We start from the raw sequence: 23840 nt of genomic DNA, 5'->3' as shown, positions 1-23840 counted from the left end.
CACACTAGGTTAAATAATCGTAACTATTATTAGCGATACCCAAAGTTGTCTGTAAATTATCAATTGCCATTAACCAAGTATCACCAACACCTGATGCAGGTACCCATCATTCTGTAAGGTAATACTGTTAGCTTTTAACAGATATTCATTATCCAATTTTATCCTGGCGATCCCCTGCTCTACTCCATTCGGGTTTTCAATCGTAATTTCATAGCGGGTATTTTGGTGCTGATAAAAAATGCGGTAACTGCGCCATGCCTGGGGAATACAAGGATCAAAAATCATTTTATCGCCGCGAATCTGCAAACCCAGCAGCCATTCTGTTCCGGCACGGTAAAACCACCCGGAAGCTCCCGTATACCAAGTCCAGCCACCACGTCGTACATGGCTTGGTTCGGCGTAGATATCAGCCGCCAGCACATACGGCTCGACCTTATAAGTATAAACACCGGTACGGGTAGTTGTATGATTTAGCGGATTTAACATGCTCAGTAACTCCATCGCTTGATCACCGTCACCGAGTATGGCGTAAGCGATAACTGACCAAATTGCGGCATGCGTATACTGGCCGCCATTCTCGCGTATACCGGGCGGATAACTTTTGATATAGCCCGGATCGTGCCCGGTTTTATCAAAAGGTGGCGTCAATAATAAAACCAAATCACCGTAGCGAAGCAGATTTTCCCGTACTGAATTCATTGCCTGCTGTGCCCGATCGGTTTCTGCGGCACCGGAAATAACAGCCCAGCTCTGGGCTATTGAATCAATGCGGCACTCGGTATTAAGGGCAGAACCCAGCGGGGTACCATCGTCAAAATAGGCACGGCGATACCATGCCCCATCCCAGCCTTGCGCTTCGACGGCAATCTTCAGTTGCCCAATATGCTCGCGCCAGCGAATGACCCGCTCATGGTCTCCCCGTATTTCTGCAATGCCTGTCAATTCAGACAGTGTGGTAATCAAAAACCAGGCCATCCAAACACTCTCACCTTTACCCTGATTACCCACCCTATTCATGCCGTCATTCCAGTCACCGCTACCCATCAACGGCAGACCGTGCGCGCCGGTTTCCAGACTTAAGTCCAGCGCTCGCGCACAATGCTCAAAAAGAGTCACTTGTTGTATGGAACGGGTCGGCTCGTAATAAGCGTCATCTTGTTCTGCCTCCAGCACCGGTCCTTCCAGAAACGGTATGTCTTCATCAAGCACCCCCACATCGCCAGTCACCTTGATATAGTGGGCTACGACATAAGGCAGCCAGACACGGTCGTCAGAAAAACGGGTACGCACACCACGACCGGTAGGTAGATGCCACCAATGCTGCACATCACCTTCAACAAACTGACGTGCTGCGGCACACAGAAGATGCGCGCGAACCAAATCAGGCCGTGAGACGACCAAAGCCATGCTGTCCTGTAGCTGATCGCGAAAGCCAAAGGCCCCACCCGCTTGGTAAAAAGCGGCCCTCGCCCATAATCGACAACTCAGGGTTTGATACAACAGCCAGCGGTTTAGCATAATATCGAGTTCCCGACTCGGTGTTTGCACCTGAACTTTAGTGAGCATTTGTTGCCACGACCGGGTTACTTGAGTATACGTTGTTGCTACCGGAGTTACCCGATAACGCTCAATCAATTCTCTGGCGTGGGCGCGGTTATTGCCTTGCCCAAGCAGTAAAATGATCTCAACATTTTCGCCAGGTGCCAGGTTGATAACCGTCGACAAGGCGGCACACGGGTCTAATCCTGCACCAACGCGATTTTTCAGTGCTTTAAGACCTTGCATACCTGCCGGAGCATCCAAACTGCCGTTACGGCCGATAAACTCTGCCCGATTACCTGTATACGCAGTTTGTTTGCCTGCAAGGTCGGCAAAGGCAATACGCTCACCAAATTCCATAGCCCATGGGTTATAAGCAAACAAGGCACCGGTATTGGCATCCAGTTCGGTGATAATATGTGGGGCAGTGATCGTACGCGAAGTGCCCAATACCCATTCTATATAAGCGGCTACCGTCAGACGACGAGAGCGTCCGGAAACATTTTTTAAGGTCAACACTGATATTTTGATCGGATCGTCAGGACTGACAAATTGCAGAAGTTCACTATGAAGCCCATGAGAAGCATGCTCAAAACGGCTATAGCCCTGCCCGTGATGAATAACATAACTCGCATTGTCGACCCTAATGGGTAGTGCGGTAGGCGTCCACAACTCATTAGTTTCGTCATCACGCAAATAGATTATTTCCCCGGAAGGATCGCTGACCGGATCATTTGACCAAGGCGTCAACTGGTTTTCACGGCTATTACCACTCCAGGTACAACCACTACCCGACTCCGAGACCATAAAACCAAACCCGGCATTGGCAATCACATTAATCCAGGGTGCCGGTGTCCACTGCCCCTTGTCGAGCACAATCACATATTCGCGCCCGTCATCGGCAAAGCCGCCAAGACCGTTAAAGAATTCAAGAGGTGGTGGCAACAGTCTTGGCCAATAAACAGTGGCTGTACCCGGGGCTTTTTGCGCAGCCCACGCTGCCGGTGGCCTTGGATGCCGCAGTAGCTGCTCAGCCAAAGTCCCCCGATTACTGATCAGTACGGTACGAGCAACGGTTTGGAATAACTGTCGATCTTCTGCCGAAACCTGATCGATCTGCATGAGAAAAACTGCCCCCTGATTTTCATGGGGCTGCCCGGCTGAAAATGCCTGACTTTCCTTGATCATGGCCTCCAGCCTGTCCTGTAAAGCCTTGGCATAAGACAGTTTATCTTCATTCATAATAACAAGATCGACACCAAGACCTTTCATACGCCAGTACTCGTGCGCACGCAGTAATTGTTCAACGATGGCATTATCTTCAGGTTCCGTTACACGCAGCAACACCATTGGCCGATCTCCCGATATGCCATGCCGCCATAACCCGGTAACATTAAGGGCATTCATCTGCAGCAACTTGCTGGATGGTCTCAGCCAGGGATCGGCATAAAGTAACCGGTTGGCCAAATCCTGGAATAACTGAGCTTCATCCGGCTTGATACGCAGATGGTGTAATTGCACATGGGCATGAGTCCATGCCAGAGAAGACACTCTCTCAAACATAGCTACGTTATGATATTTATCCGCCAGATCTTCAATGATTTTATGCGAATCGGCGACTAACGTGGTAAATGTAATGTGCTCGGTTGTACCGGGTGCAATACTAACCCGGGTACGTAAACTAAAGATAGGATCAAGAACAGCACCGACCGTATTGCTCAGAGGACGGCCATCCATCACGGCAACCGGTTCCCGTAGCGATTGTCCACGACCGACAAAACGCACACGCTCGGTTTCGTATTGCCGCATGTTGCCGGTTTGGCCGTCCGCCAGCACATGAGCAGCCCAAAGGGTCGGTTCAGAGGCCAAACGCGGCCGGCGTTGCGCAATCAATGTGCAGGGCTTGGGTAAAAATTCGGTCTGTACAAACAGATTGGAAAAAGCAGGATGTGCCATATCAGCAGCAAAAGGCGCAAGTACCACCTCAGCGTAGGAGGTGATATCAATTTCCCGGACCTGTAAGCCATTATTAATCAAACTCAGGCGACGGATTTCCGCATTATCTTCAGGGGACACAACAATTTCCAAAATGCTAACGATATTGCCATCCGTACGGGTAATACGGGCACGGTCTTCAGCAAAAACGACGTCATAGTAATCGGGCGCCTTTACCGTCGGCTGATACCCGGCAGACCAGACCTGCCCGCTCGCCACATCACGCAGATAGATATAACTACCCCAGGTATCCCGTGTCACATCTTCGCGCCAGCGTGTGATCGACAAATTCCGCCAAGCACTGTAACCCGAACCCGCTGCCGTGATCATCACGGCATAGTAGCAATTGGATAGCAAATGTGCCGAAGGCACCGAAGAGGTCGGTGATGGCAAGCGCCGAACAGGCGGCTGTAACGATTCTTTTACTTCAGAAAAATCATTAAGAACCGGGATGCTGTTGGTATACAGACAATTCGGAATGCGCTCCTGCAATAATAGTTGAACCGACTGAATCAACGGCACGCTATGAAAGCGATGGCGCATTATCCCGTCGTGTACTGCATTGGCAATCGCTACCAGAGACATACCCTGATGGTGTGCCATATAACAGCGCACGATTGCCACACGCTCCTTTTCAGCAAGCCTGATTGGCGTAAAATCAAGTGCTTCATAGAAACCAAACTGACCCAAAGCCCCCTCGCTTTCCAGATACTCAAAGTTTTCCACGGCCGCATGAGGAAAATACATGGCGGCAAGCGCAGTAGCGTAAGGGGTAATGACCAACTCGTCACCAAGCCCGCGTTTCATCCCCAGTCCTGGTACGCCAAAAGCAGAATATTGATAAGTAAAAAAAAGGTCGCGGCTATTAAAAGCGGATTCCGATACCCCCCATGGCACGCCACGCTCTTTACCATAATTAATCTGCCGTTGCACAACCAGACGGCAAGTCTGATCAAGCAAGCTGTATCGTGGCGTATAGGTGACCAGAGAAGGCATCAAATATTCAAACATTGATCCTGACCACGATAGTAATACCGTGCCATGAGCCGCGCGTATCAAGCGTCTCCCCAAGTGAAACCAATGCGTACCCGGCACCTCGCGTTTGGCAATCGCGACAAAACTGGCCAGACGAGCTTCAGAGGCAAAGAGGTCGTAATAACTGGAATCAAGACTACCTTCCTGAACACGGTAGCCTAGCGAGAACAAATGACATTTTTCATCATAAAGAAAACCAAAATTCATTTCATAAAACAAGGTATCCACCTGCTTAACAAGACTCTGCAGGCGCTCCACAAGTATTGTTGCTTGCTCTTTGGCCTCCCGTATTATGGCTATCCTGGTTTCCGGTTGTGTGGACGCAGGAACACTTGCTGACAAAGCTTCAAGCTCTGCCAAGCCCTGCGCATAACTGCCGGGAAGCTCAACAAGCGGCGTATTCAGAGTTAATTGCTGCCAAAATATTGCCGTTTGTGAAGGCATAAGTGGCGCTTCTTCACTACTATTTAAATGACCGGTAAAATGAATCCAGGGAACCAGACTATCGATATCGCGGACATGGGAGTAAATATCATCGCGTAGCAAGGTAGCCCATATCAACAACTCGCTATCGCTGCTATCACCGCGTTCGGCAATAAAAGCGCGAGCCATATCCTGTAAGGTATCGCTGCAAAATGTTAACTGCCGCCACAAATCACTCCAGCCATTTCCATCAACCGGCCGACTTGCCAAAAGTTCGCCGATCACAAGGACTTTTTGGCGCAGCTCTTTTAAGGTAACCGTCAATGTACGCCGGTCATCCGTTATTTTAGCCAGCGTATCCATCAGCAACTGATGGGTATCAATAAGACCTGTCAAGGCATCAAAAAATACCGGTGGTCGATGCTGCATTTCCCGGCAAGCTTCAGCCAAAGTCAGTAAATGTCCGGCCAGATTACCACTGTCAACAGTTGAGACATAGCGGGGTTCCAGTACGTGTAAATCAAGGGTATCGTACCAGTTAAAAAAATGCCCCTGTAAGCGCGGCAGCTCAGCCAGAGTCTTTATCGTGTTATCCAGTCGATCGACCGTGTCCATCAAGCCAAGCCAGCCAAAATCGCGGGCCGTCACGACAGACAACAGATAAAGACCAAAATTGGTAGGCGAACTACGGTGGGCGATAACAGGCTGGGGGTCTTCCTGAAAATTATCCGGCGGTAGATAATGCTCCTGGGTTGTGACAAAGCTGGTAAAAAAATACCAAATACGTCTACCGATCAAACGCAGTCGCTCGCTGTCTTTTAACTGTAAAGCTTCAGCTTTATCAAGTCCGGGTGGCAGGCTCAATAGCCAGGCAATGACCGGTGCCAACCACCATAACAGTAAAAAAGGGCTGGCAACCTTGATAGCTGCTGAATTAAAAATTAATATCATGCCACTGATTGCCATGACAACAACCGATGAATTAACCAGCGCAGCAATGAGATTATGTGGCGAGTTCACTACGGCGACTTTTGCCTGCTGTGCGGTCACCCAGCTAAGCAAATGACGATGAGTAATAAACAGCCGTACCAGCGTACGGACAATGGCATCCATCATCAGCCACGCATGTTGCACCAATAACGTCAACGTCACCAAGCTGTTGCCGATTGCCCAGAGTATATTCTTCGCCATTACCCGGATATAAATATCCGGCGAGACACCTCGATGTTGAGTCCTGTTTCCACTCATGAGTGTCAGTAGCGCAGGCAAAGCCAATGCCGTCAGCACAAACCCAATCAAGACAGCCTGCGGTGCATGTGGGATAGTCCAGGTTGCGAACAGCGTAAATAAGGTACCTGGTGCCGAAAGGGACCTGCGTAAATTATCGAGCATTTTCCAGCGCCCGATCATCGGTAACCCTTTGCCGCGAGCGCCAAAAATCCAGGGTAATAACTGCCAATCGCCGCGAGTCCAACGATGCTCACGTGATGCAGCAACTTCTGTTTGAGAAGGAAATTCCTCAAAAAACTCGATATCGTTTATTAATGCACAGCGCGCAAAGACACTCTCGAACAAATCATGACTCAGTAAGGTATTATCCGGTACACGTCCCGCCAAAGCGGCTTCAAAAGCATCGACGTGATACAAACCCTTACCAGTATAAGTACCAAGGGCAAACAAGTCTTGATAAAGTTCAGATACTGAACTGGAATAGGTATCGGTACCGCAAGAGCCGGCAAAAATACGGTGAAACAGTGAATATTCCTGGCGCAGTGGTAGCGTCGGGGTAACGCGTGGTTGAAAAATAGCGTAGCCATCGATGACACACCGGGTCTTTGGATCAAATATCGGCTGATTTAACGGATGGGCAGCGACACCCACCAATTGAGAGACAACGCCCATGGGTAACTTGGTATCGGTATCCAGGGTAATAACATAACAAATACCCGGAGGAATAACGATTTGAGCCGCTTTGCCGGCTATCGGCAAAAAAGAGGTATCCGTAGCTCCTCTCAACAAATGGTTGAACTCCTGCAATTTTCCGCGTTTGCGCTCCCATCCCATCCACTTGCCTTCACCCGGATTCCATAAACGTTTACGGTGAAAGACAAAAAACCGTGGTTCGCCATATTTGGCATTAAGAGCGGCTACTCCGGTAGTCGCTATACTGAGTAGCTGGTCATCCCCCGGCATGGTTTCCTGATCGGCATCGGTCCAATCAGAAAGCAGGGCAAAGTATAACCGGCTCTCCCGATTGGACAAATAACGAATCTCCATCTGCTTGATTTGCTCTTTTACCTCCAGCTCGTTAAAAAATAAAGTGGGGATAACAACAAAGGTACCCGGCATTGGTGAGATACTATCCTCGGCATCAGATTGCGACAGCCGGTTTAAGTCAAAACGTGGTAAATAACGCGGCGGCAAAGAACCTATAATCAATCGATTGACTAAACCGACAGCGATATCTGATGCCGGAAATAAAACAAATACTGCCAGCAGGCACAACTGAAAGTAACTTAGATCAACCATAACACTGGCCGTCAATGGCAGTGAAAGCAGTAATCCTGTCAACAACACCAGACTGCTTAAATAAGCGCATCCGGCGTGGGCGATATAACCGCGCAATAAGCGTTGTTTAATTAAAGGCTGATAGTTAATTTCGTGTTCAAAAGTATAGCGACCGCCACCGATCAAGTAATACCCGGGCTCTTGCCTGCGAAGGTCAGGAGTCAGTTGTTCATCAATACTCTGGACCTTGTCAATCAATAGACGAGCTATCTTTACTTCTGAATGCGGCGAACGCTTGGCAAGATCCTCAATCGCATGGCGATAACGATCGCGGGTCTGAAAATCCATGGCACGGTAACCCGGATGAACGCGCAGACATTTATCTATCAAACTCACTTCTTCAACAAACCGGGGCCATTCAAATGCGGAAATAGCCCGCATACTCATAATAATATTGCGAACTGTCAAATTATTGGCGACTTGCTCGGCATGCTCCCGATGCACAATTTCATCATAGCCAACGATTTCATCTCTATTAAGCCCTTGTTCTTTGAGCCAATCATCCAAAAAATCAAGCGAAAGCAGTGCTCCCGGATGCCGATCATGCAAACGCTGCAAGATCTGCACGGCATAAGCCTGACGCTGTGATTCCGAGGGTAATATGCCTTTGGGGAAAACCAAATCCGGCTTATCCGTTTGAGCGGCAATTTGTTCGACCCGGTCAAGAAAGTCATCAGCCAACTTACGGCCGGATTGAGAGCGCATTATACAGACAGCAATGCGGCGAAGATTTTCTACCAGCAAGACCCGTAAGGTACTCGAAATCGCCCATAGTTCACCGATAGTAAGAGGATCGACATTTTGATAAGCCCGTACAAAAACCGTCAACAAGTCAGCATCAAAACGGCTATCAGTGTGAGCCACCAAAGCCCAGGCAATACCGTAAACACGAGGATAACCGGCCAGTACACCTTCAGCTAACTTGGGTAGCGCTTGATAATAACTTTCAGGCAAGTCCATCTGAATATCATGGACCTGCTCTTCAAGTACATGAAAATTATCCAAAAGCCATTCAGCTGCCGGCGTAATGGCATGTTGCTCATGGACAGCCTTGGCGACCGCTTTATAAGCATCTTGCAAAATCCGGCAATTATCTCGCACCCTGGGGATTAATTTTTGACCCTTTATCTTATTACTGATTTTTTGTGCCTGCGCCAAACTGACGGCATGCTGCTCAAGTCGCTCAATACTAAACAACTCAAAGCGAATGGGGGCTTCCTCGCTACTCGGGTGATCTACCCTAACAAACTGCCTTTTTTCTCGCCGCTTTGCCATGATGTGATGCTCCCGATCCCAATAAAACTAAAATTGAAGCGAGCCGTTATCGGTGATTATTTTTTTGAATCTTTCAGTGACCAAATTCGACTTGCCAATGATGAACGCTTAAACGATTTCCTGAGCGGCATAGTGAACCAGATAAGTTATTTCCTGCTTATACAGGATATACCCTGTCCTAAACTCCCTGCGTAAGTTGACATCCTTGGCTTGAGAGCAATGGGAAAAGAAAAACTTTTCTGAACAACTATAATTATCTGTCTGGATATCATCTAACAGATACAATCAGCTCCATTGCCGGATTGACTAAGGCGTGATCATATGACTGATGAGATCCTGGCTTAAACAAAAAGCCTGTCGGCAAGATATCTTACCTAAGCCCGTTTTATGACATCATTAACCGGTGAATTCAATAACGACACAGCACAAATGCTGGTTTATTGAAAATAAATCAAGAACTGAGAATACTGATTAAATCTTTATTTGTGCCATTTTGCAATAAATAAATCAGCCTGGCCAATAACATTTAGCCATTAAAAACTAAACCGCTTGGCTTTTTGCTACAACTTGTGTAAATATCTGGCCTTTATAACAGGCTTGGCGTAGTTTACTGACTAACCTCATTTTGGAGAAAAATTAATGTGTCTTGCCGTACCCATGCAGATTACTAAAATTGATGGTTTTAATGCACATTGTGTTGCCAAAGGTATTGAACGCGACGTCAGCCTGTTTTTATTGCAGGATGAAATCATCAAGATCGGCGATTATCTGTTAATTCATGTCGGCTATGCCATTCAAAAAATAAGTGCGGAAGAGGCGTTCTCAACATGGGAATTACTTGACCAATTATTCGCCGAGGATGAACTCAGTGCATAAGCTATCTTTGTGTGATGACCTGCCAAGCAAGGTCTCATTGCCGTTGCAGCGCAACACAATGCACAGTCAGATAAATTTATAGTCAGGATTTGTGATTTTTAAAAACCACTATTATATTCAACTGATTGTAATCATAAAAACAGGTCTGCCACCAAAATAGAATAATTTTTTATCTATAACAATCAATAAATTAAAAAAATTAGCAGAACGAATATTTATATTTACAAACTCATATTAATAAAAATATATGAATATTTTTATTAGGATAATTAAATATTTGCATGCTAAAGTAACCCTAAATATTTAGGGGTTAATTGGATGGCGCTGAATAAAACATTAGTTCTCGGAATCGGCAATCCACTGATGCAAGACGATGGAGTGGGTGTTCATGTTGTACAGCACCTAAAAGCTGATAACCCTGATTTCCCGCAAGTCGAATTCATGGATGGTGGAACACTTGGTTTTTCATTGATCGGTGCCATTGAGGATGCTACCAACCTGATTGTCATTGATGCCGCTCAACTTAGCGACACACCCGGTTCAATTAGAATTTTTCTCGGCGAAGAAATGGATCTTTTCTTGGGCCGGCAAAAAAATTCGAGCGTACATGATGTTACCTTGGTCGACTTGATGTCGATTGCTCTTCTGTCTGACCAATTACCAGTCAGGCGTGCATTGATTGGCATTCAACCTGGAGTGATTGATTGGAGTACAGAACTGACTCCAACTATCAAGAAAGCAATTCCCAACGTATGCAATATAGTTCTGGAACTCATCGAAAAATGGCGCACGTAAATACTTTTGCCAATATTCCGATTAACGTTGTTATCACGTCTCAATCAAGTGGTTTGACCATAGCCATGACTCTTTTGCATGAGATTCAAGCCATGCTGAAAACATTACTCGACACCGGTCAAAATGGAATCCTTGATCTGCGTGCATTACCCGCATTGGGCGAAGACGGCTATCAATTTCTGAAGGAAAAACTGGGGCAAGGAGAAGTTAGCGCCCGCATCCAAAGTTTTGGCCATTCCGAGATACAGGAAACCGCCTACTCCGGTATTTGGTGGATAGTTCATTACAACCAGGATGATGGCATTCTAACCGAACTTGTTGAAGTCAATTTCTTACCTGAGCTGTTAAAAAGTCCAAAAGATGATGTCATGTTTAGCCAGATCAATCTGAGCAAACTTTTACATGAATTAACTATAAAAAAGTAGTTTTTCTACAGATTTATGCGGTTCCGAACCGCTATATTCGGCCGCTTAAAGCAAAACGTCGGTAACAATACCCACTTAACTCGGGCAACTACCTACGCAAACATTAATCCTAAGTTAGTAGGTGTGTTATGTCGAACTTATCAAAGAAAGAATTAAGAAACTGTATTGCTTCGCGGCTATCCCAACATCTGGAATTGGAAACCTTAAATGAAATATCATATATTGAAACTCTGGGTGACAGACTAGCGAACTCAGGTGTCAGTCGCCGAAGTTTCATGAAATATTGCATGGGATTATCGGCCATGATGGCAATACCTATCTCGCTAATGCCAAAGCTGGTTGAAGCCGCTTTATTAAGCCCTCTCACTTCCGTCGTCTATCTTTCCTTCCAGGAATGCACCGGCTGTCTGGAATCATTGGTCAACGTCTTCCCGAACACCCAGTTCAAAACAGACTCTATTGAGAATATCCTGTTGACGGCTCTCTCACTGGATTATTCCGAAACATTGATGGCACCATCCGGAACCCAAGCCGAAAAGTCACGGACAGATGCAATCGCCAAGAAAAATTATGTTTTAGTCGTGGATGGCGCTATGCCGGATGATAAAGGTGGAGCAGGGTTCTTCATCCAGTCCGGTAAAACCGGACTGCAACTCTTAAAGGCCGCCGCCACCAACGCAGCCGTGGTTGTATCCGTGGGGACTTGTGCGAGCTTTGGGGGACTACCTGCAGCCAAGGGTCAAAATGGAAAAAGTCCGACTGGGGCAATCTCTATTAAAGCTGCGTTAACGAGCTTCGGCGGCATATACGCCACCAAAAAAGTGATTAACGTGTCGGGTTGTCCACCGATTGCCGAGGTGATTGCGGGTACTTTAGTCTACTGGATTCTCAACAAAAAAGCCCCGGAACTGGACTCCAACCTGCGCCCCAAGATGTTCTATGGCGAGACCGTTCATGAGGAATGCTACCGAAAAGAATTCTTTGAGCATGGCCAGTTCGTCGAAAGCTTTGACGACGCAGGCGCACGCAAAGGCTATTGTTTACTTAATATGGGTTGCAAAGGACCTATTACCCACAATGCCTGCACCACGCTGAAATGGAATCAGGGTACCGGATTTCCAATGGAAGCGGGACATGGCTGTCTGGGCTGCTCTGAGCCAGGATTCTGGGACAAAGAGGCTATTGCTGGTCAGGGGATCGGTTTTTACAAACCCCTGGATATAAACACCATCGACGATTAACTATTATTGTTGCCGTGTCTTTGCGATACGGCATTGGGGAGAATTTATATGGCTACAACTATTGTAATTGATCCGGTCACCCGGATTGAAGGACACCTGCGCATCGAAGCGGAACTTGGCGCTGACGGAAAAACCATCACCAAAGCCTATAGTTCCAGTACGATGGCGCGCGGCATTGAAGTTATTATGCAAGGCCGTGATCCACGTGATGCGGCTCATATCTCGCAGCGTATCTGTGGAGTCTGTACGGTGGTTCACGGACTAACCGCAGTCAGGGCAGTGGAAGATGCTCTCGGTGTTAAAGTTCCCGAGAACGCCGAACTTATACGCAATCTGATGATAGGTGCGCAGTATATCCATGATCATGTTATGCACTTTTATCACCTGCATGCCCTGGATTGGGTTGATGTAGTTTCAGCGCTGAGTGCAGATGCTGCAGCAACGGCGGCTTTGGCAAAGTCAAATAATCCGGACTACTATGCAAATCAGACTTTGGCGGCACTGACAACCACTTTTAACGGGGTAAAGGCCAAGCTGAAAAATCTTATTGATAGAGGGCAACTTGGCTTGTTTGCCAATGGCTACTGGGGACATCCGGATTACAAACTTCCACCAGCGGGAAACCTGCTTGCTGTCGCCCATTACCTGGATGCGCTGGGATGGGCTCGTGAAGTAGTCAAACTACACACCATTTTCGGAGGTAAAGACCCGCATCCAAACTTGGTAGTGGGTGGTGTGCCTTGCGCTGTCAGTAGTAATTACAACAACAAAGTTAGCGAAGACTTGGGTGGCACGTCCTTAAATAAAGTTAATATGGCAAAGGTGACGACACTTATTGCCAAGATGAAAACCTTTGTAGATCAGGTCTATGTGCCTGATACCATACTGATTGCCGGTTTCTATAAGTCCCAAAACGGCTATGTCGGTTGGGAGACACGCGGCGGTACCGGCTGGAATTTCCTCTGCTACGGCGAGTTTCCCGAAAATGGTATCCGCGATCCGGATAATTTCCTGATACCGCAAGGCGTACTGGAGGGCGACCTGACGATCAAACCTTTGGATATGGAACACCGCGATGAGATTAAGGAGTATGTTACCCATTCATGGTATAAATATCTTGGTGTAGGTAACAGCGTTGGTCTTCATCCCAGTGAAGGCCAAACCAATTTAGATTATGCAGGCAGAGGCGGCCCCGCTCCGGGAGCTAATTACAAGCTTAATAGAGGCACCGGTTACTCGTGGATAAAATCGCCACGTTGGTACGATAAGCCGATGGAGGTAGGTCCACTGGCCCATATCGTCATGATGTACGCCAAAGCAAAATCAAACCCGACAACGGAGGCTGAAAAGGCTCACAAGCGGGCAAAAGATTTGGTAGACAACATATGGGTAAGCAAGCTCGGACTCTCGATTAATGATATTGACTCGACTCTCGGCAGAATCGCAGCCCGGACCATCGAAACCAGCGTCATTACGGATGCCATGTCACGCTGGCATATCAAACTGTTGAGCAACATTAGTGCGGGCAAGTTGGCTACGTTTGTAACAGATGCGGATGTTGTTGCTCAAAATCCAAGTTTAAAAGGCTTTAAATGGACTGATACCTCAACGTGGAACAACGGAAATCCTTTGCAAGTCGGAGTTGGCTTTACCGAAGCGCCTCGTGGAGCGCTGGGGCATTGGTTGTCGATCGAAAATGGTAAAATCAAAAACTACCAATGTATCGTCGCCAGCCAATGGAACGCCGGGCCGAGAGCCGGTACGGGCGGGGTGGACGGCGCGGGAATTCCGGGTCCTTATGAAAAATCCCTGGAAGGTCATATTTTGGCCATTCCGACGCAGCCCCTGGAAATTTTGCGTACAATACACAGCTTCGATCCCTGCATTGGCTGCGCTGTGCATGTTACCGACCCGAACGGCAAAGAGCTGATCAAGGTCAATATTTCAACTACCTTAAGGTAATAGTCATGAAAATAAAAATTTCTCTCTCTTTGTTGGGATTATGCGCCTGTGCGTTGCTTCTGCCGGTTGCCGAGGCACATACCTTCGGTGCCCAAAGTGCAGGTTTAACCGCTGGTTTGGCCCATCCCTTTATGGGCCTGGATCATTTACTTGCCATGATCGCGGTCGGTATTTGGGCTGGGCAACTCGGTGGCAGGGCCGTCTGGATCATCCCGCTCATCTTCGTGAGCGTTTTGGCAGCCGCTGCCGGTTTAGGGCCGCTTGGTTTCGCCCTACCCTTGGTGGAACCGGCGATTGCCTGCTCGGTTTTAGTCTTGGGCCTGCTTATCGCCGGATCGATTCGCTTGCCAACGATAGCAGGTGCCAGCCTTGTGGGGCTATTCGCATTGTTTCATGGCTATGCGCATGGGCTGGAATTACCACAAGCTACTTCACCTGCTCTCTATGGATTCGGATTTGTTTTGGCGACCACTTTACTGCATGGCTTGGGTATCGGCTTTGCGCTAAACTCTCGCCATTACAAAATTATGCAACACATCGCTGGCGGCTCACTCATTGTTGCTGGCAGTTTACTGCTGGCAGCAGCATAGTCGCTTTATTACTTTTACTTAGACGGAATAACTGCCATGTGCCTTGCGATTCCCATGCAAATTACCCATATTGACGGCTTTAATGCTCATTGTGATGCCAAGGGCGTAAAGCGCGATGTCAGTCTGTTTTTGTTGCAGGATGAAACATTACAAGAGGGAGATTATCTGCTGATTCATGTTGGTTATGCCATCCAGAAAATTTCCGCAGAAGAAGCTCAGTCGACATGGGAATTACTTGATCAGATGCTGATTGAGGAAGATGCCGGTGCATGAGCTTTCGCTTTGCGAGGACTTGATGGATCAGGTAATGACAATTGCAAAGACACATCACGCAGAAAAAGTCGTTCGAATCATTGTCAGAATAGGCCCCCTTTCAGGTATCGAACCGTTACTACTGGAAAGCGCTTTCAGCATTAGTTGCGCCGGAACAATAGCTGAAGAGGCGGAGTTTCTAACGGAAACTCTGCCGATTCGTGTATTGTGCAACAATTGTGGGGTCGAATCTGAAGCCGCCATTAATAATCTTTTATGCCAAAATTGCGGCGGTTATAATACCAAACTACTAAGTGGTGACGAGTTAATTCTGGCACGTGTTGAATTAGAAAATGCAGACTAAGGCAAGTTAATTAATTGGAGTGAATTATGTGTAATACCTGTGGTTGTAACATTACACCGGGTAATCGCCCGTTGGTTATGGCAGAAAAACCTAAAAATGGCGTAACGACAGTTTCGGTACTACAAAACTTGTTGTCAAAAAACAATCATCAAGCCGAGCACAATCGTGCACATTTTGACGCTCAAAAAGTACTGGTGATTAATTTAATGTCTTCACCGGGTTCAGGTAAAACCGCATTACTTGAAGCAACGATAAAACGCCTGCGCGACTCGCTAAAAATCGCCGTTATCGAAGGTGATCTTGAAACTGAAAATGATACCAAACGGATACAGGCACAAGGTGTGCCCGCTTATCAAATAATGACAGGGACGGCTTGTCATCTGGACGCGCATTTGGTGCATAATGCCTTGCATCATTTGGCGCTGGATGGTCTGGATCTATTATTTATTGAAAATGTGGGTAATCTGGTCTGCCCTGCCAGTTTTGATCTGGGTCATCATCGTAATGTCGTGTTACTGTCAGTGACCGAAGGCGATGATAAACCGGCAAAATATCCGGTTATGTTTCGTGCAGCCGACTTGATGTTGATCAGCAAGACTGATTTGTTGCCTTACCTGGATGACTTTTCAGCCATTAATGCCGAACAAAACCTGCATAATCTTGCCAACGATGCGCCCGTCATAGAATTTAGCGCAAAAGACGGTAACGGTCTGGATGCCTGGATAACCTGGTTACAGTCAGAAATAACCGCTTATAAAGCACTATTACTTAAGCAACAAACCCAGCGCCCTAAAATACAGCAGGACGGGCAATTGCTTCATGCCCAACCCGGTAACAGCAAGTTTTATCCGGTCAGCAATAAAGCCAAGGTGCATAAATAACATCTTATTTAAATCTTTGCACCACAAAGGCACGAATATAGATCTTTGCACCACGAAGACACGAAGAACACGAAGAAAAAAGCTTGGGTTAGAGTGTGATGGAGGTTTGCAAGCTATTATAGTTTTTAAACATTACTGTCGGGGTTGCAAACCTCGACCGGCATCGTTATATTTTTTGTTTTTCTTCGTGCTCTTCGTGGTGAATTCTTTTAATGCTTTTCATCGACGACACTTAACATCTCCTGGAATAAATACTATGCTGACTGGCGCAAAACAATTGCTGGAAAAAATTCGCGAACTGCCCTTGCCCGCTAAAGTTCGGATCATGAATGTTTGTGGCGGCCATGAGCGATCTATTTCCATGGCGGGTTTACGTACTGCGCTGCCCGCTAATATTGAATTGATTCCGGGGCCGGGCTGTCCAGTTTGTATTTGTCCGGAAGAAGATATTTATCAAGCCATACAAATCGCGGTTAATGAAGAGGTCGTATTATTGGCCTTCGGCGATATGTTACGTGTTCCGGTTAATGTACCCAAAGCGGCTATTCGTACCCTGGAGCAGGCCAAAGCTGCGGGTGCGGATATCCGGCCCATTGCCTCGCCAACCGAAGCCGTTAAAATTGCCAGGGCCAATCCTGAAAAAACGGTCGTCTTTTTTGTCGCCGGTTTTGAAACCACCTGCGCTCCGGTCGCTGCGATGCTCGCTGAAGGCATTCCTGATAATTTATTACTATTAATGAGCGGTCGTTTAACGTGGCCTGCCGTAGCCATGTTACTGGACTCTGATACGCCAGTTTTTGACGCCCTGATTGCACCAGGCCATGTCGCCACCATTATGGGCTCGGAAGAATGGCGCTTTGTTGTTGATCAACATCATATTCCAACCGCAATATCAGGATTTACCACCGAAAGTCTGCTGGCCGCCATTTATTCGGTATTGCGCCAGTTAATCGAACACAAGCTATTTCTTGATAATTGTTACACTCAGGTAGTCACACCGAATGGCAATAATACCGCTAAAAAATTGTTAAATTCAACCCTTGATATTATTGATGCGCCTTGGCGAGGCATTGGTATTATTCCACAATCCGGTCTTGAGTTAACCGCAAAGTTTACCGCACATAATGCCCGATACCGTTTTCCTGTTTATGCTGACGAAGCCCGAAAAAAAGCCGGTGCCATGCCGCCGGGTTGTGATTGTGCAAAAGTTGTTTTAGGTAAAATCAAGCCGAATGAATGTCGTTTATATGGCGAATCCTGCATCCCCCGCAGTCCTGTAGGCCCTTGTATGGTATCCGATGAAGGCGCTTGTCGTATCTGGTGGGCATCCGGTATTAAAAGCAATTTGTCTACGAAAGGCATGAAAGTACCCGGTTGATACTCAACCATTAGAAAATGAAACATATTAATTATTCACCACGAAGACACGAAGAAGAACAAAAAATAACTTCGTGTCCTTCGTGTCTTCGTGGTGAAAATCTTTCTCGTGTCTTCGTGGTGAAAATTTTTTAAGCTTTACCTGTATTCATCCCGAAGCTTATCCACCCCAACTGAAATGTTTTAACAGGAAATTTGTCTATTGACTATTGACCAGCTTCAAGCCAGAAAAATCACTATAACGGGCCGCGTCCAAGGCGTTGGTTTCAGGCCTTTTGTCAGCCGGCTGGCACATCAACATAATTTATCGGGCTGGGTACGTAACCGTGCCGGACAAGTTGAAATATGGGTACAAGGCTCCCTTAAAAATCTGGCGCTATTTGAGCAACAATTAATAAGCAATGCCCCGCCGTTAGCAAAACCTGACCACCCTGTTACGCAAATAGTCACTGGTGTTGACTTTGACACTTTTATCATACTGCCCAGTGTCGCCGGCGATGTCAGTCAGGCGCATATTCCACCGGATTATTTTACTTGTGATGATTGTTTGGCAGAGATGCGCGATAAAACCCAGCGCCGTTATCGTTATCCTTTTATTAATTGCACCCAATGTGGGCCACGCTACACCTTAATTAAACAACTGCCCTATGATCGCCCCAACACCAGCATGGCTGATTTTCCGCTTTGTTCAGAGTGCCGCAAAGACTATGAGAACCCGCTTGATCGACGCTTTCATGCCCAACCACTGGCCTGCCCTGCTTGCGGCCCGACGCTTGCCTTTCATCGTCCAGGCAGCGCTGATATTAATGATAACGAAGCGGCCATTAAGGCTACAGTCGCAGCACTGCAAGCGGGCTTAATTGTTGCTGTTAAAGGTATCGGTGGTTATCATTTACTGTGCTCGGCAACCTCGGAAGCGGTTGTCTTAACACTGCGCCTTCGTAAACAGCGCCGTTTTAAACCCCTGGCAGTCATGTTGCCCTGGTCTGGTGATGATGGCCTTGATCAGGTTCGACACTATACTAAGACATCGGCAACTGAACTGACGCAACTGACTGATCAAAGCCGCCCCATCGTGCTGATAAAAAAATGCCTGAATGCCGATTTAGCAGAATCAGTAGCGCCTGAAATGCATGAATTAGGCATCATGCTGCCTTATAGTCCTCTGCATCATTTATTACTGCAAGACTATGGCGCGCCCTTAATTGCCACCTCTGCCAACATCAGCGGCGAACCGGTATTAACCGAAGCTGAGCAAGTTGAAAGTCGCCTGGGACTTATCGCCGATGCTTTTTTACATCATAATCGACCGATATTAAGGCCGGCGGATGACAGCGTTTACAAAGTTATCGGGGGTTCTGCACGCGCCATAAGAGTAGGTCGCGGAATGGCACCGCTAGAGTTTACTTTGCCATTTTCTTTAGCCTGTCCCTTATTGGCGGTGGGCGGTCAAATGAAAAACACCATTGCTCTGGCTTGGGACCAGCGCGTCGTTATTTCTCCCCATATAGGCGATCTTGGCTCACCAAGAAGCCAACAGGTATTTGAACAAACCATCGCTGACCTTACCCGACTTTATGGCCTTACCGTCAAGCAATGTGTTTGCGATGCGCACCCGGATTACAGCGCAAGTCGCTGGGCTGAACGTTCAGGCTTTAGCGTGCATAAAGTATTTCATCATCATGCCCATGCAGCCGCTTTAGCCGCTGAACATCAAATTGCAGAAACCATGCTGGTCTTTACCTGGGATGGCACAGGCTTCGGCGAAGATGGCACCATCTGGGGCGGCGAAGGTTTATTGGGTAAACCGGGAGACTGGCGACGGGTAAGTTCATTTAAGCCTTATCGCTTACCCGGCGGTGAAAAAGCCGGACGCGAACCTTGGCGTAGCGCATTGGCTTTATGTTGGCAGCAAGGCGATGAATGGCCTGAATGCCCGGTCGAAACCGGTTTACTTAAACAAACCTGGCAAAAACAAATTAACTGCCCGTTATCCAGTTCAGTTGGCCGCTTGTTTGATGCCGCTGCGGCACTAACCGGCATTGTGCAACAGGCGGATTTTGACGGCCATGCGCCGATGTGGCTGGAAGCTGCAGGCTCCGGCATAGCATCTGCGGGTATTGATTTGCCGCTGACTTGCAATAGAGACGGCTTATGGTTAAGCGATTGGGCGCCGCTGCTCTCGATGCTACAAAATCAACACTTAACCCTCTCAAAACGCAGTAGTTGTTTTCATGCCAGTCTGGCAATGGCATTAGTTAAACAGGCCAAGCAAATACAAACCGAACATCAGTTTATTAACGTGGGTTTAACCGGTGGCGTTTTTCAAAATCGTTTATTAACCGACTATGTCACACTTTTATTGCAGGCAGAAGGCTTTACTGTCTGTTTGCCCAAGCAACTGCCCGGCAATGATGCCGGTATCAGTTTTGGGCAAATCATCGAAGCCGGAAGTTATTTGACTAAAGCAAGATAAGTCAATTCTGATTCAGTTGACTTTAACATAAGTTCTGATAAGTTATTCATGTTCTATATTAAAATCAGTAAAATACCTAAATAAAAAACATTATTTTCAATTATAATATTAAATAAATAGTTTTTCTTAAGAAATTTTATGCTAATTATTAATTAAACATCCCCGATAGACAACACCAGAAATCATTAAACATACACTATCATCTATGTTAAAAAAATCCGGCAATCGCCTACAAAATATAATCAATCCTGTTGTAAAACATCAGGGTATAAATTCTGGCATAAGAACAGTATGTTGATGGATATAAAAAAAACCAATGTAGTGGTTATTGATGATGATTTGCTCCAGCACAAAATCATCAATAATTGCCTTAAGGATGAACCCTATAAAATAATTTCATTACTACGTGGTGAAACTGCCCTGTCTTACTTACTAATGAATAGACCGGATCTTATTTTATTAGATATTAATATGCCCGACTTTTCCGGAATAGAGATATTACAACGGATAAAAAGCTACAAACATCTTTCCGGAGTACCCATCATCATGGTAACGAGCGATCATAATAGAGAAACCATTATAGAATGCATAAAAAAAGGGGCTACTAATTACATTATTAAACCTTTCACACGGACTGCATTTCTGGAAAAAGTCAGAACAGCATTAACGAGCATCACATTAAGCACTGAAAATAACTACTAATAATGCGATTCAGTTTATTTTATTCACTTTTTAAAAGAATATCGTTCACATCCCATAACAAATCATCCAATTGATCTTTGGATAAATAAAGATAAGCGAGTAATTCTGATTTAAAAGTTGTCCACTCATAACTTGTGAAATAAGTATCACCGTTCGCAATAATATATTCTGCCAGTTGAGTAATAGCAATCATATTTAATTCTGCCGTAGATAATTGTTTTGACGAAAATATATCCAAATCATGATGCCTGCCTATGGCATTACGTATGCTCTTTGGAAGACCCCATGCTCTTGCCAACAGTGAGCCTGTCAGCATGTGATCAGTTAAGTAGCGGGACGTTTCAATCAAGATTAAATTTTCATCAGGTGCAGCGGCGAATTGCAATGTTTCGTGATAATCGGAAAATCGCTGCATCATCAGAATCTCGCCAGAGTCGTGGAATAAACTATATAAATGGACCTCATCCTTATCAATACCGTCAAGACGTTTGGCCAAATAATTTGATACCATTGCCGTACGGGTATTGTGATTCCAATAATGTTCCATACCAAGGGCAGGCGCAATATTACGCAAGGAAAAAGCCGTCACTAAAGTAGCAATATTTTTAATACCCAACAGCATTATGGCCCGCTCAATGCTGTCCACTTCATTACGCAAGCCGTAATATGCTGAATTGATAGTTTTTAATACCGCTGCGGAAAGACCTACGTCAGTTTTGATCAATCGCGCTATCTCACGCGGACAACCGCCGTCATTTTTGCTTTGCTCCTGCATAACAGCAGCTAAAATAACAGGCTGAGGTGGAATAATAATGCCTTTGAGTAGCTCTTGGGCCTCAGCATTGCTTAAAGTATCAACTAGAACTTTATTCATTATGTCAGTGGAGTTAGTAATAACAAGCATTAGACGTAGACCGGAATAAGACCACTCTAAGAAGCTATGAAAGTATTCATTTTTGGTACAAAAATAAAAAACTCACTACGAAGTACACGAAGTTTTTAATGCGCTGAATAAAAACAAATTTTTTCTCAGTGTACTTCGTGCCTTTATGGTGAATAAGGTTTTTAAAATAATAATTTCATATTAATTCCTGCGTTGGCTCATCGGGCCAGGCAAGCAGAGATTGTTGCAATAACTCCCACTCTCTTTCAAAGCCAGGTAATAAGCTCTTAAGTATAGCCTCATTACCGGATTTTCCTGCACTCTCAAGTTGAGCACATAACTCACCCAACCTGATTGCTCCAACGCTGAATGCTGAACCTTTTAGTTTATGAGCGGCGCTACCTGCTACAATAACCTGTCGGTTATTAATAGCCGCAATTATTTCTGCACTTATCTCAATGGCAATAACAGTAAAATAACTCAGAAACTCGGAAATAGTCTCTGGATCATCGCCAACCAACTCTTTTAAGACGCACATATCCCGGTCCAGAATGGGTTTCAACAAATTATTAATATCAGCAGTATCAACCAATAAAGACTGCATGTTTAAGACGTTATCGATGCTATCTGATATCAAGAAATCATCTTCACATTCTCTTACCGGTAATTTGACAGTATCAATAGCCATTATTGTCACGGAAGGAGGTTTTACCCATTGTACCAACGTTGATAAGAGTAACGATGGATTAATAGGTTTACTGATAAAATCATTCATACCTGCTTCCAGGCATTGGCCACGTTCCTCTTCGGTTACACCGGCCGTAAGTGCAATTACCGGCAGATTTGCAAAGCATGGCTGGTTACGTATCTCTTGGGTTGCAGCAAATCCATCCATGATGGGCATGTGAATATCCATCAACACCGCATCAAATGAGCCTTGCTCAAGAAAAGTCAGCGCTTCTTTGCCGTTATTGGCAATCTCAACACTAATGCCGGATAAGACAAGAAACTCCCGGATAATTTGCTGATTAAAAAGATTATCTTCTGCCACCAGAATTCGGATGCCGACAAGTTGCTGGCCAAACTCTTGCAATGCTGAACTGAGGGTTCCTGATGGTTGCTTGATTTTTTCGCGGAAAGACTCAGACGACAAGCCAAAAACCAATTCAAAACTAAAACTGCTACCCACTTCGGGCATACTTTCTACTATAAGATTGCCACCCATTAATTTTACGAGATTATGGCTAAGTGCCAGTCCGAGGCCGGTTCCCCCAAACCTACGTGTGATAGAGTCATCGGCCTGACTGAAAGGCTGGAATAATTTTCCCTGTTCCTTGGTGGACATACCGATACCGGTATCTTTAACACAACACAATATCCGGGCTTGTAAGGAATCACTTTCCAGCAGGGTAATACCAAGACTGACAGAACCGCTCGAGGTAAACTTGAGCGCATTACCCAGCAGATTAACCAGTACCTGTTGCAAACGGAGCTCATCACCAATTAGGTTACATGGCATCTCTGGCCCGATGTCTATAGTAAATGCCAGCCCTTTTTTTTCGGCACTATCAATAAACAAGGTATTTAGCATGTTCCTTAGATCATCAACAGCAAACAAGCCAAGACTAAGACTGATACCTCCTGCATCCAGTTTGGATAAATCCAGAATATCATTCAATATCCCCAGCAGCCCTATGGAAGAGGTATTAATCTTGGTTAGATAATCCCGTATATCAAAAGGCATCTCTCTGAGCAACGCCAGTTCAGAGAAACCAATGATTCCATTCATTGGCGTGCGAATTTCATGTGACATATTAGCCAGAAATTGCGCTTTCGATTTGGCAAGCCCTTCAGCCTGCATTACAGTAGCTAAAGTAAGTTTTTTGATAACCTCATCCGCCTGCTTACGTGCAGTATTATCGGTGCCGATCAGCAGATAACCAATAATCGCCTCTTGATCATCGCGTAGTGCAGTAATCGACATGATAGCCGGAAAACGGCTGCCATCCTTACGGATATAAGTCAGTTCATAAATATCTTCGATACCGCGCGACGCCTTAAACACCAGCGCTTCAAAGCCTGGTGCAATCGGTGTATCAAGTTCCTCGGTAAGTGCTTTGGCACGTGCGATCACTTCCTGGGGATCAGAAATATCAGCCGGTGTGATTTTATTCATCACCT

At 46.1% G+C, this 23840-nt stretch carries 15 protein-coding genes; 12 read left to right on the top strand and 3 right to left on the bottom strand.

Going from position 1 to position 23840, the window contains the following annotated elements; translation table 11 throughout:
- Nucleotides 1–69 precede the first annotated feature (69 nt).
- Nucleotides 70–8835 carry a GH36-type glycosyl hydrolase domain-containing protein gene (locus N7974_RS07955; protein ID WP_262965099.1) on the bottom strand — a complete coding sequence of 2922 codons (8766 nt, stop codon included), beginning with the start codon at nucleotides 8833–8835 and terminating at the stop codon, nucleotides 70–72.
- Between the two features lie 639 nt (nucleotides 8836–9474).
- On the opposite strand from N7974_RS07955, the gene N7974_RS07950 reads away from it, so the two are divergent.
- From N7974_RS07950 to N7974_RS07895, 12 genes are all read left to right on the top strand, one after another.
- On the top strand, nucleotides 9475–9711 hold the full coding sequence (locus N7974_RS07950; protein ID WP_262965098.1) for a HypC/HybG/HupF family hydrogenase formation chaperone: 237 nt from the start codon (nucleotides 9475–9477) through the stop codon (nucleotides 9709–9711).
- 318 nt (nucleotides 9712–10029) lie between these two features.
- A complete protein-coding gene (locus N7974_RS07945) occupies nucleotides 10030–10506 on the top strand; it encodes a HyaD/HybD family hydrogenase maturation endopeptidase (protein WP_262965097.1) in 477 nt (158 codons plus the stop codon).
- Complete coding sequence (locus tag N7974_RS07940) at nucleotides 10494–10931, top strand: hydrogenase expression/formation protein (RefSeq protein ID WP_262965096.1); 438 nt, start codon at nucleotides 10494–10496, stop codon at nucleotides 10929–10931. Before N7974_RS07945 ends, N7974_RS07940 begins: the two co-directional genes overlap by 13 nt.
- A 128-nt stretch (nucleotides 10932–11059) precedes the next feature.
- Entirely contained in the window at nucleotides 11060–12172 is a 1113-nt protein-coding gene (locus N7974_RS07935; protein WP_262965095.1) for a hydrogenase small subunit, read from the top strand.
- Between the two features lie 48 nt (nucleotides 12173–12220).
- Nucleotides 12221–14134, top strand: a complete 1914-nt coding sequence (locus N7974_RS07930; RefSeq protein WP_262965094.1) for a nickel-dependent hydrogenase large subunit — start codon at nucleotides 12221–12223, stop codon at nucleotides 14132–14134.
- A gap of 5 nt (nucleotides 14135–14139) precedes the next feature.
- Nucleotides 14140–14724, top strand: coding sequence for a HupE/UreJ family protein (locus N7974_RS07925; protein ID WP_262965093.1), 585 nt, complete (start codon nucleotides 14140–14142; stop codon nucleotides 14722–14724).
- 36 nt (nucleotides 14725–14760) lie between these two features.
- On the top strand, nucleotides 14761–14997 hold the full coding sequence (locus tag N7974_RS07920; RefSeq protein ID WP_243218274.1) for a HypC/HybG/HupF family hydrogenase formation chaperone: 237 nt from the start codon (nucleotides 14761–14763) through the stop codon (nucleotides 14995–14997).
- A 34-nt stretch (nucleotides 14998–15031) separates the two neighbouring features.
- A complete protein-coding gene (locus N7974_RS07915) occupies nucleotides 15032–15340 on the top strand; it encodes a hydrogenase maturation nickel metallochaperone HypA/HybF (RefSeq protein ID WP_262965092.1) in 309 nt (102 codons plus the stop codon).
- A 26-nt stretch (nucleotides 15341–15366) separates the two neighbouring features.
- The gene (hypB, locus tag N7974_RS07910) at nucleotides 15367–16221 is read left to right on the top strand and encodes a hydrogenase nickel incorporation protein HypB (RefSeq protein WP_262965091.1); all 855 of its coding nucleotides are present in this window, start codon (nucleotides 15367–15369) and stop codon (nucleotides 16219–16221) included.
- 256 nt (nucleotides 16222–16477) lie between these two features.
- Entirely contained in the window at nucleotides 16478–17599 is a 1122-nt protein-coding gene (hypD, locus tag N7974_RS07905) for a hydrogenase formation protein HypD (RefSeq protein WP_262965090.1), read from the top strand.
- A gap of 201 nt (nucleotides 17600–17800) precedes the next feature.
- Nucleotides 17801–20074: a carbamoyltransferase HypF gene (hypF, locus tag N7974_RS07900; protein WP_262965089.1), complete on the top strand. Its 2274-nt coding sequence runs from the start codon at nucleotides 17801–17803 to the stop codon at nucleotides 20072–20074.
- Nucleotides 20075–20365: 291 nt separating this feature from the next.
- Entirely contained in the window at nucleotides 20366–20776 is a 411-nt protein-coding gene (locus N7974_RS07895) for a response regulator (RefSeq protein ID WP_262965088.1), read from the top strand.
- Nucleotides 20777–20795: 19 nt separating this feature from the next.
- On the opposite strand, the gene N7974_RS07890 is transcribed toward N7974_RS07895, so the two are convergent.
- Together N7974_RS07890 and N7974_RS07885 are read right to left on the bottom strand one after the other, a co-directional pair.
- Nucleotides 20796–21650, bottom strand: a complete 855-nt coding sequence (locus N7974_RS07890; protein WP_262965087.1) for an HDOD domain-containing protein — start codon at nucleotides 21648–21650, stop codon at nucleotides 20796–20798.
- A 205-nt stretch (nucleotides 21651–21855) separates the two neighbouring features.
- Nucleotides 21856–23840, bottom strand: a 1985-nt coding sequence (locus tag N7974_RS07885) for a response regulator (protein WP_262965086.1), incomplete at its 5' end; no start/stop codon positions are given.

The organism is Methylobacter psychrophilus (assembly GCF_025583945.1).
Classification (GTDB): domain Bacteria; phylum Pseudomonadota; class Gammaproteobacteria; order Methylococcales; family Methylomonadaceae; genus Methylobacter_C; species Methylobacter_C psychrophilus.
This window is presented reverse-complemented; position numbering and strand designations above follow the sequence as displayed.

Coding starts and splice junctions, on each gene's coding strand:
- N7974_RS07955 (WP_262965099.1), bottom strand. CDS start 8,835: ATGGCAAAGCGGCGAGAAAAAAGGCAGTTTGTTAGGGTAGATCACCCG.
- N7974_RS07950 (WP_262965098.1), top strand. CDS start 9,475: ATGTGTCTTGCCGTACCCATGCAGATTACTAAAATTGATGGTTTTAAT.
- N7974_RS07945 (WP_262965097.1), top strand. CDS start 10,030: ATGGCGCTGAATAAAACATTAGTTCTCGGAATCGGCAATCCACTGATG.
- N7974_RS07940 (WP_262965096.1), top strand. CDS start 10,494: ATGGCGCACGTAAATACTTTTGCCAATATTCCGATTAACGTTGTTATC.
- N7974_RS07935 (WP_262965095.1), top strand. CDS start 11,060: ATGTCGAACTTATCAAAGAAAGAATTAAGAAACTGTATTGCTTCGCGG.
- N7974_RS07930 (WP_262965094.1), top strand. CDS start 12,221: ATGGCTACAACTATTGTAATTGATCCGGTCACCCGGATTGAAGGACAC.
- N7974_RS07925 (WP_262965093.1), top strand. CDS start 14,140: ATGAAAATAAAAATTTCTCTCTCTTTGTTGGGATTATGCGCCTGTGCG.
- N7974_RS07920 (WP_243218274.1), top strand. CDS start 14,761: ATGTGCCTTGCGATTCCCATGCAAATTACCCATATTGACGGCTTTAAT.
- N7974_RS07915 (WP_262965092.1), top strand. CDS start 15,032: ATGACAATTGCAAAGACACATCACGCAGAAAAAGTCGTTCGAATCATT.
- hypB (WP_262965091.1), top strand. CDS start 15,367: ATGTGTAATACCTGTGGTTGTAACATTACACCGGGTAATCGCCCGTTG.
- hypD (WP_262965090.1), top strand. CDS start 16,478: ATGCTGACTGGCGCAAAACAATTGCTGGAAAAAATTCGCGAACTGCCC.
- N7974_RS07895 (WP_262965088.1), top strand. CDS start 20,366: ATGTTGATGGATATAAAAAAAACCAATGTAGTGGTTATTGATGATGAT.
- N7974_RS07890 (WP_262965087.1), bottom strand. CDS start 21,650: ATGAATAAAGTTCTAGTTGATACTTTAAGCAATGCTGAGGCCCAAGAG.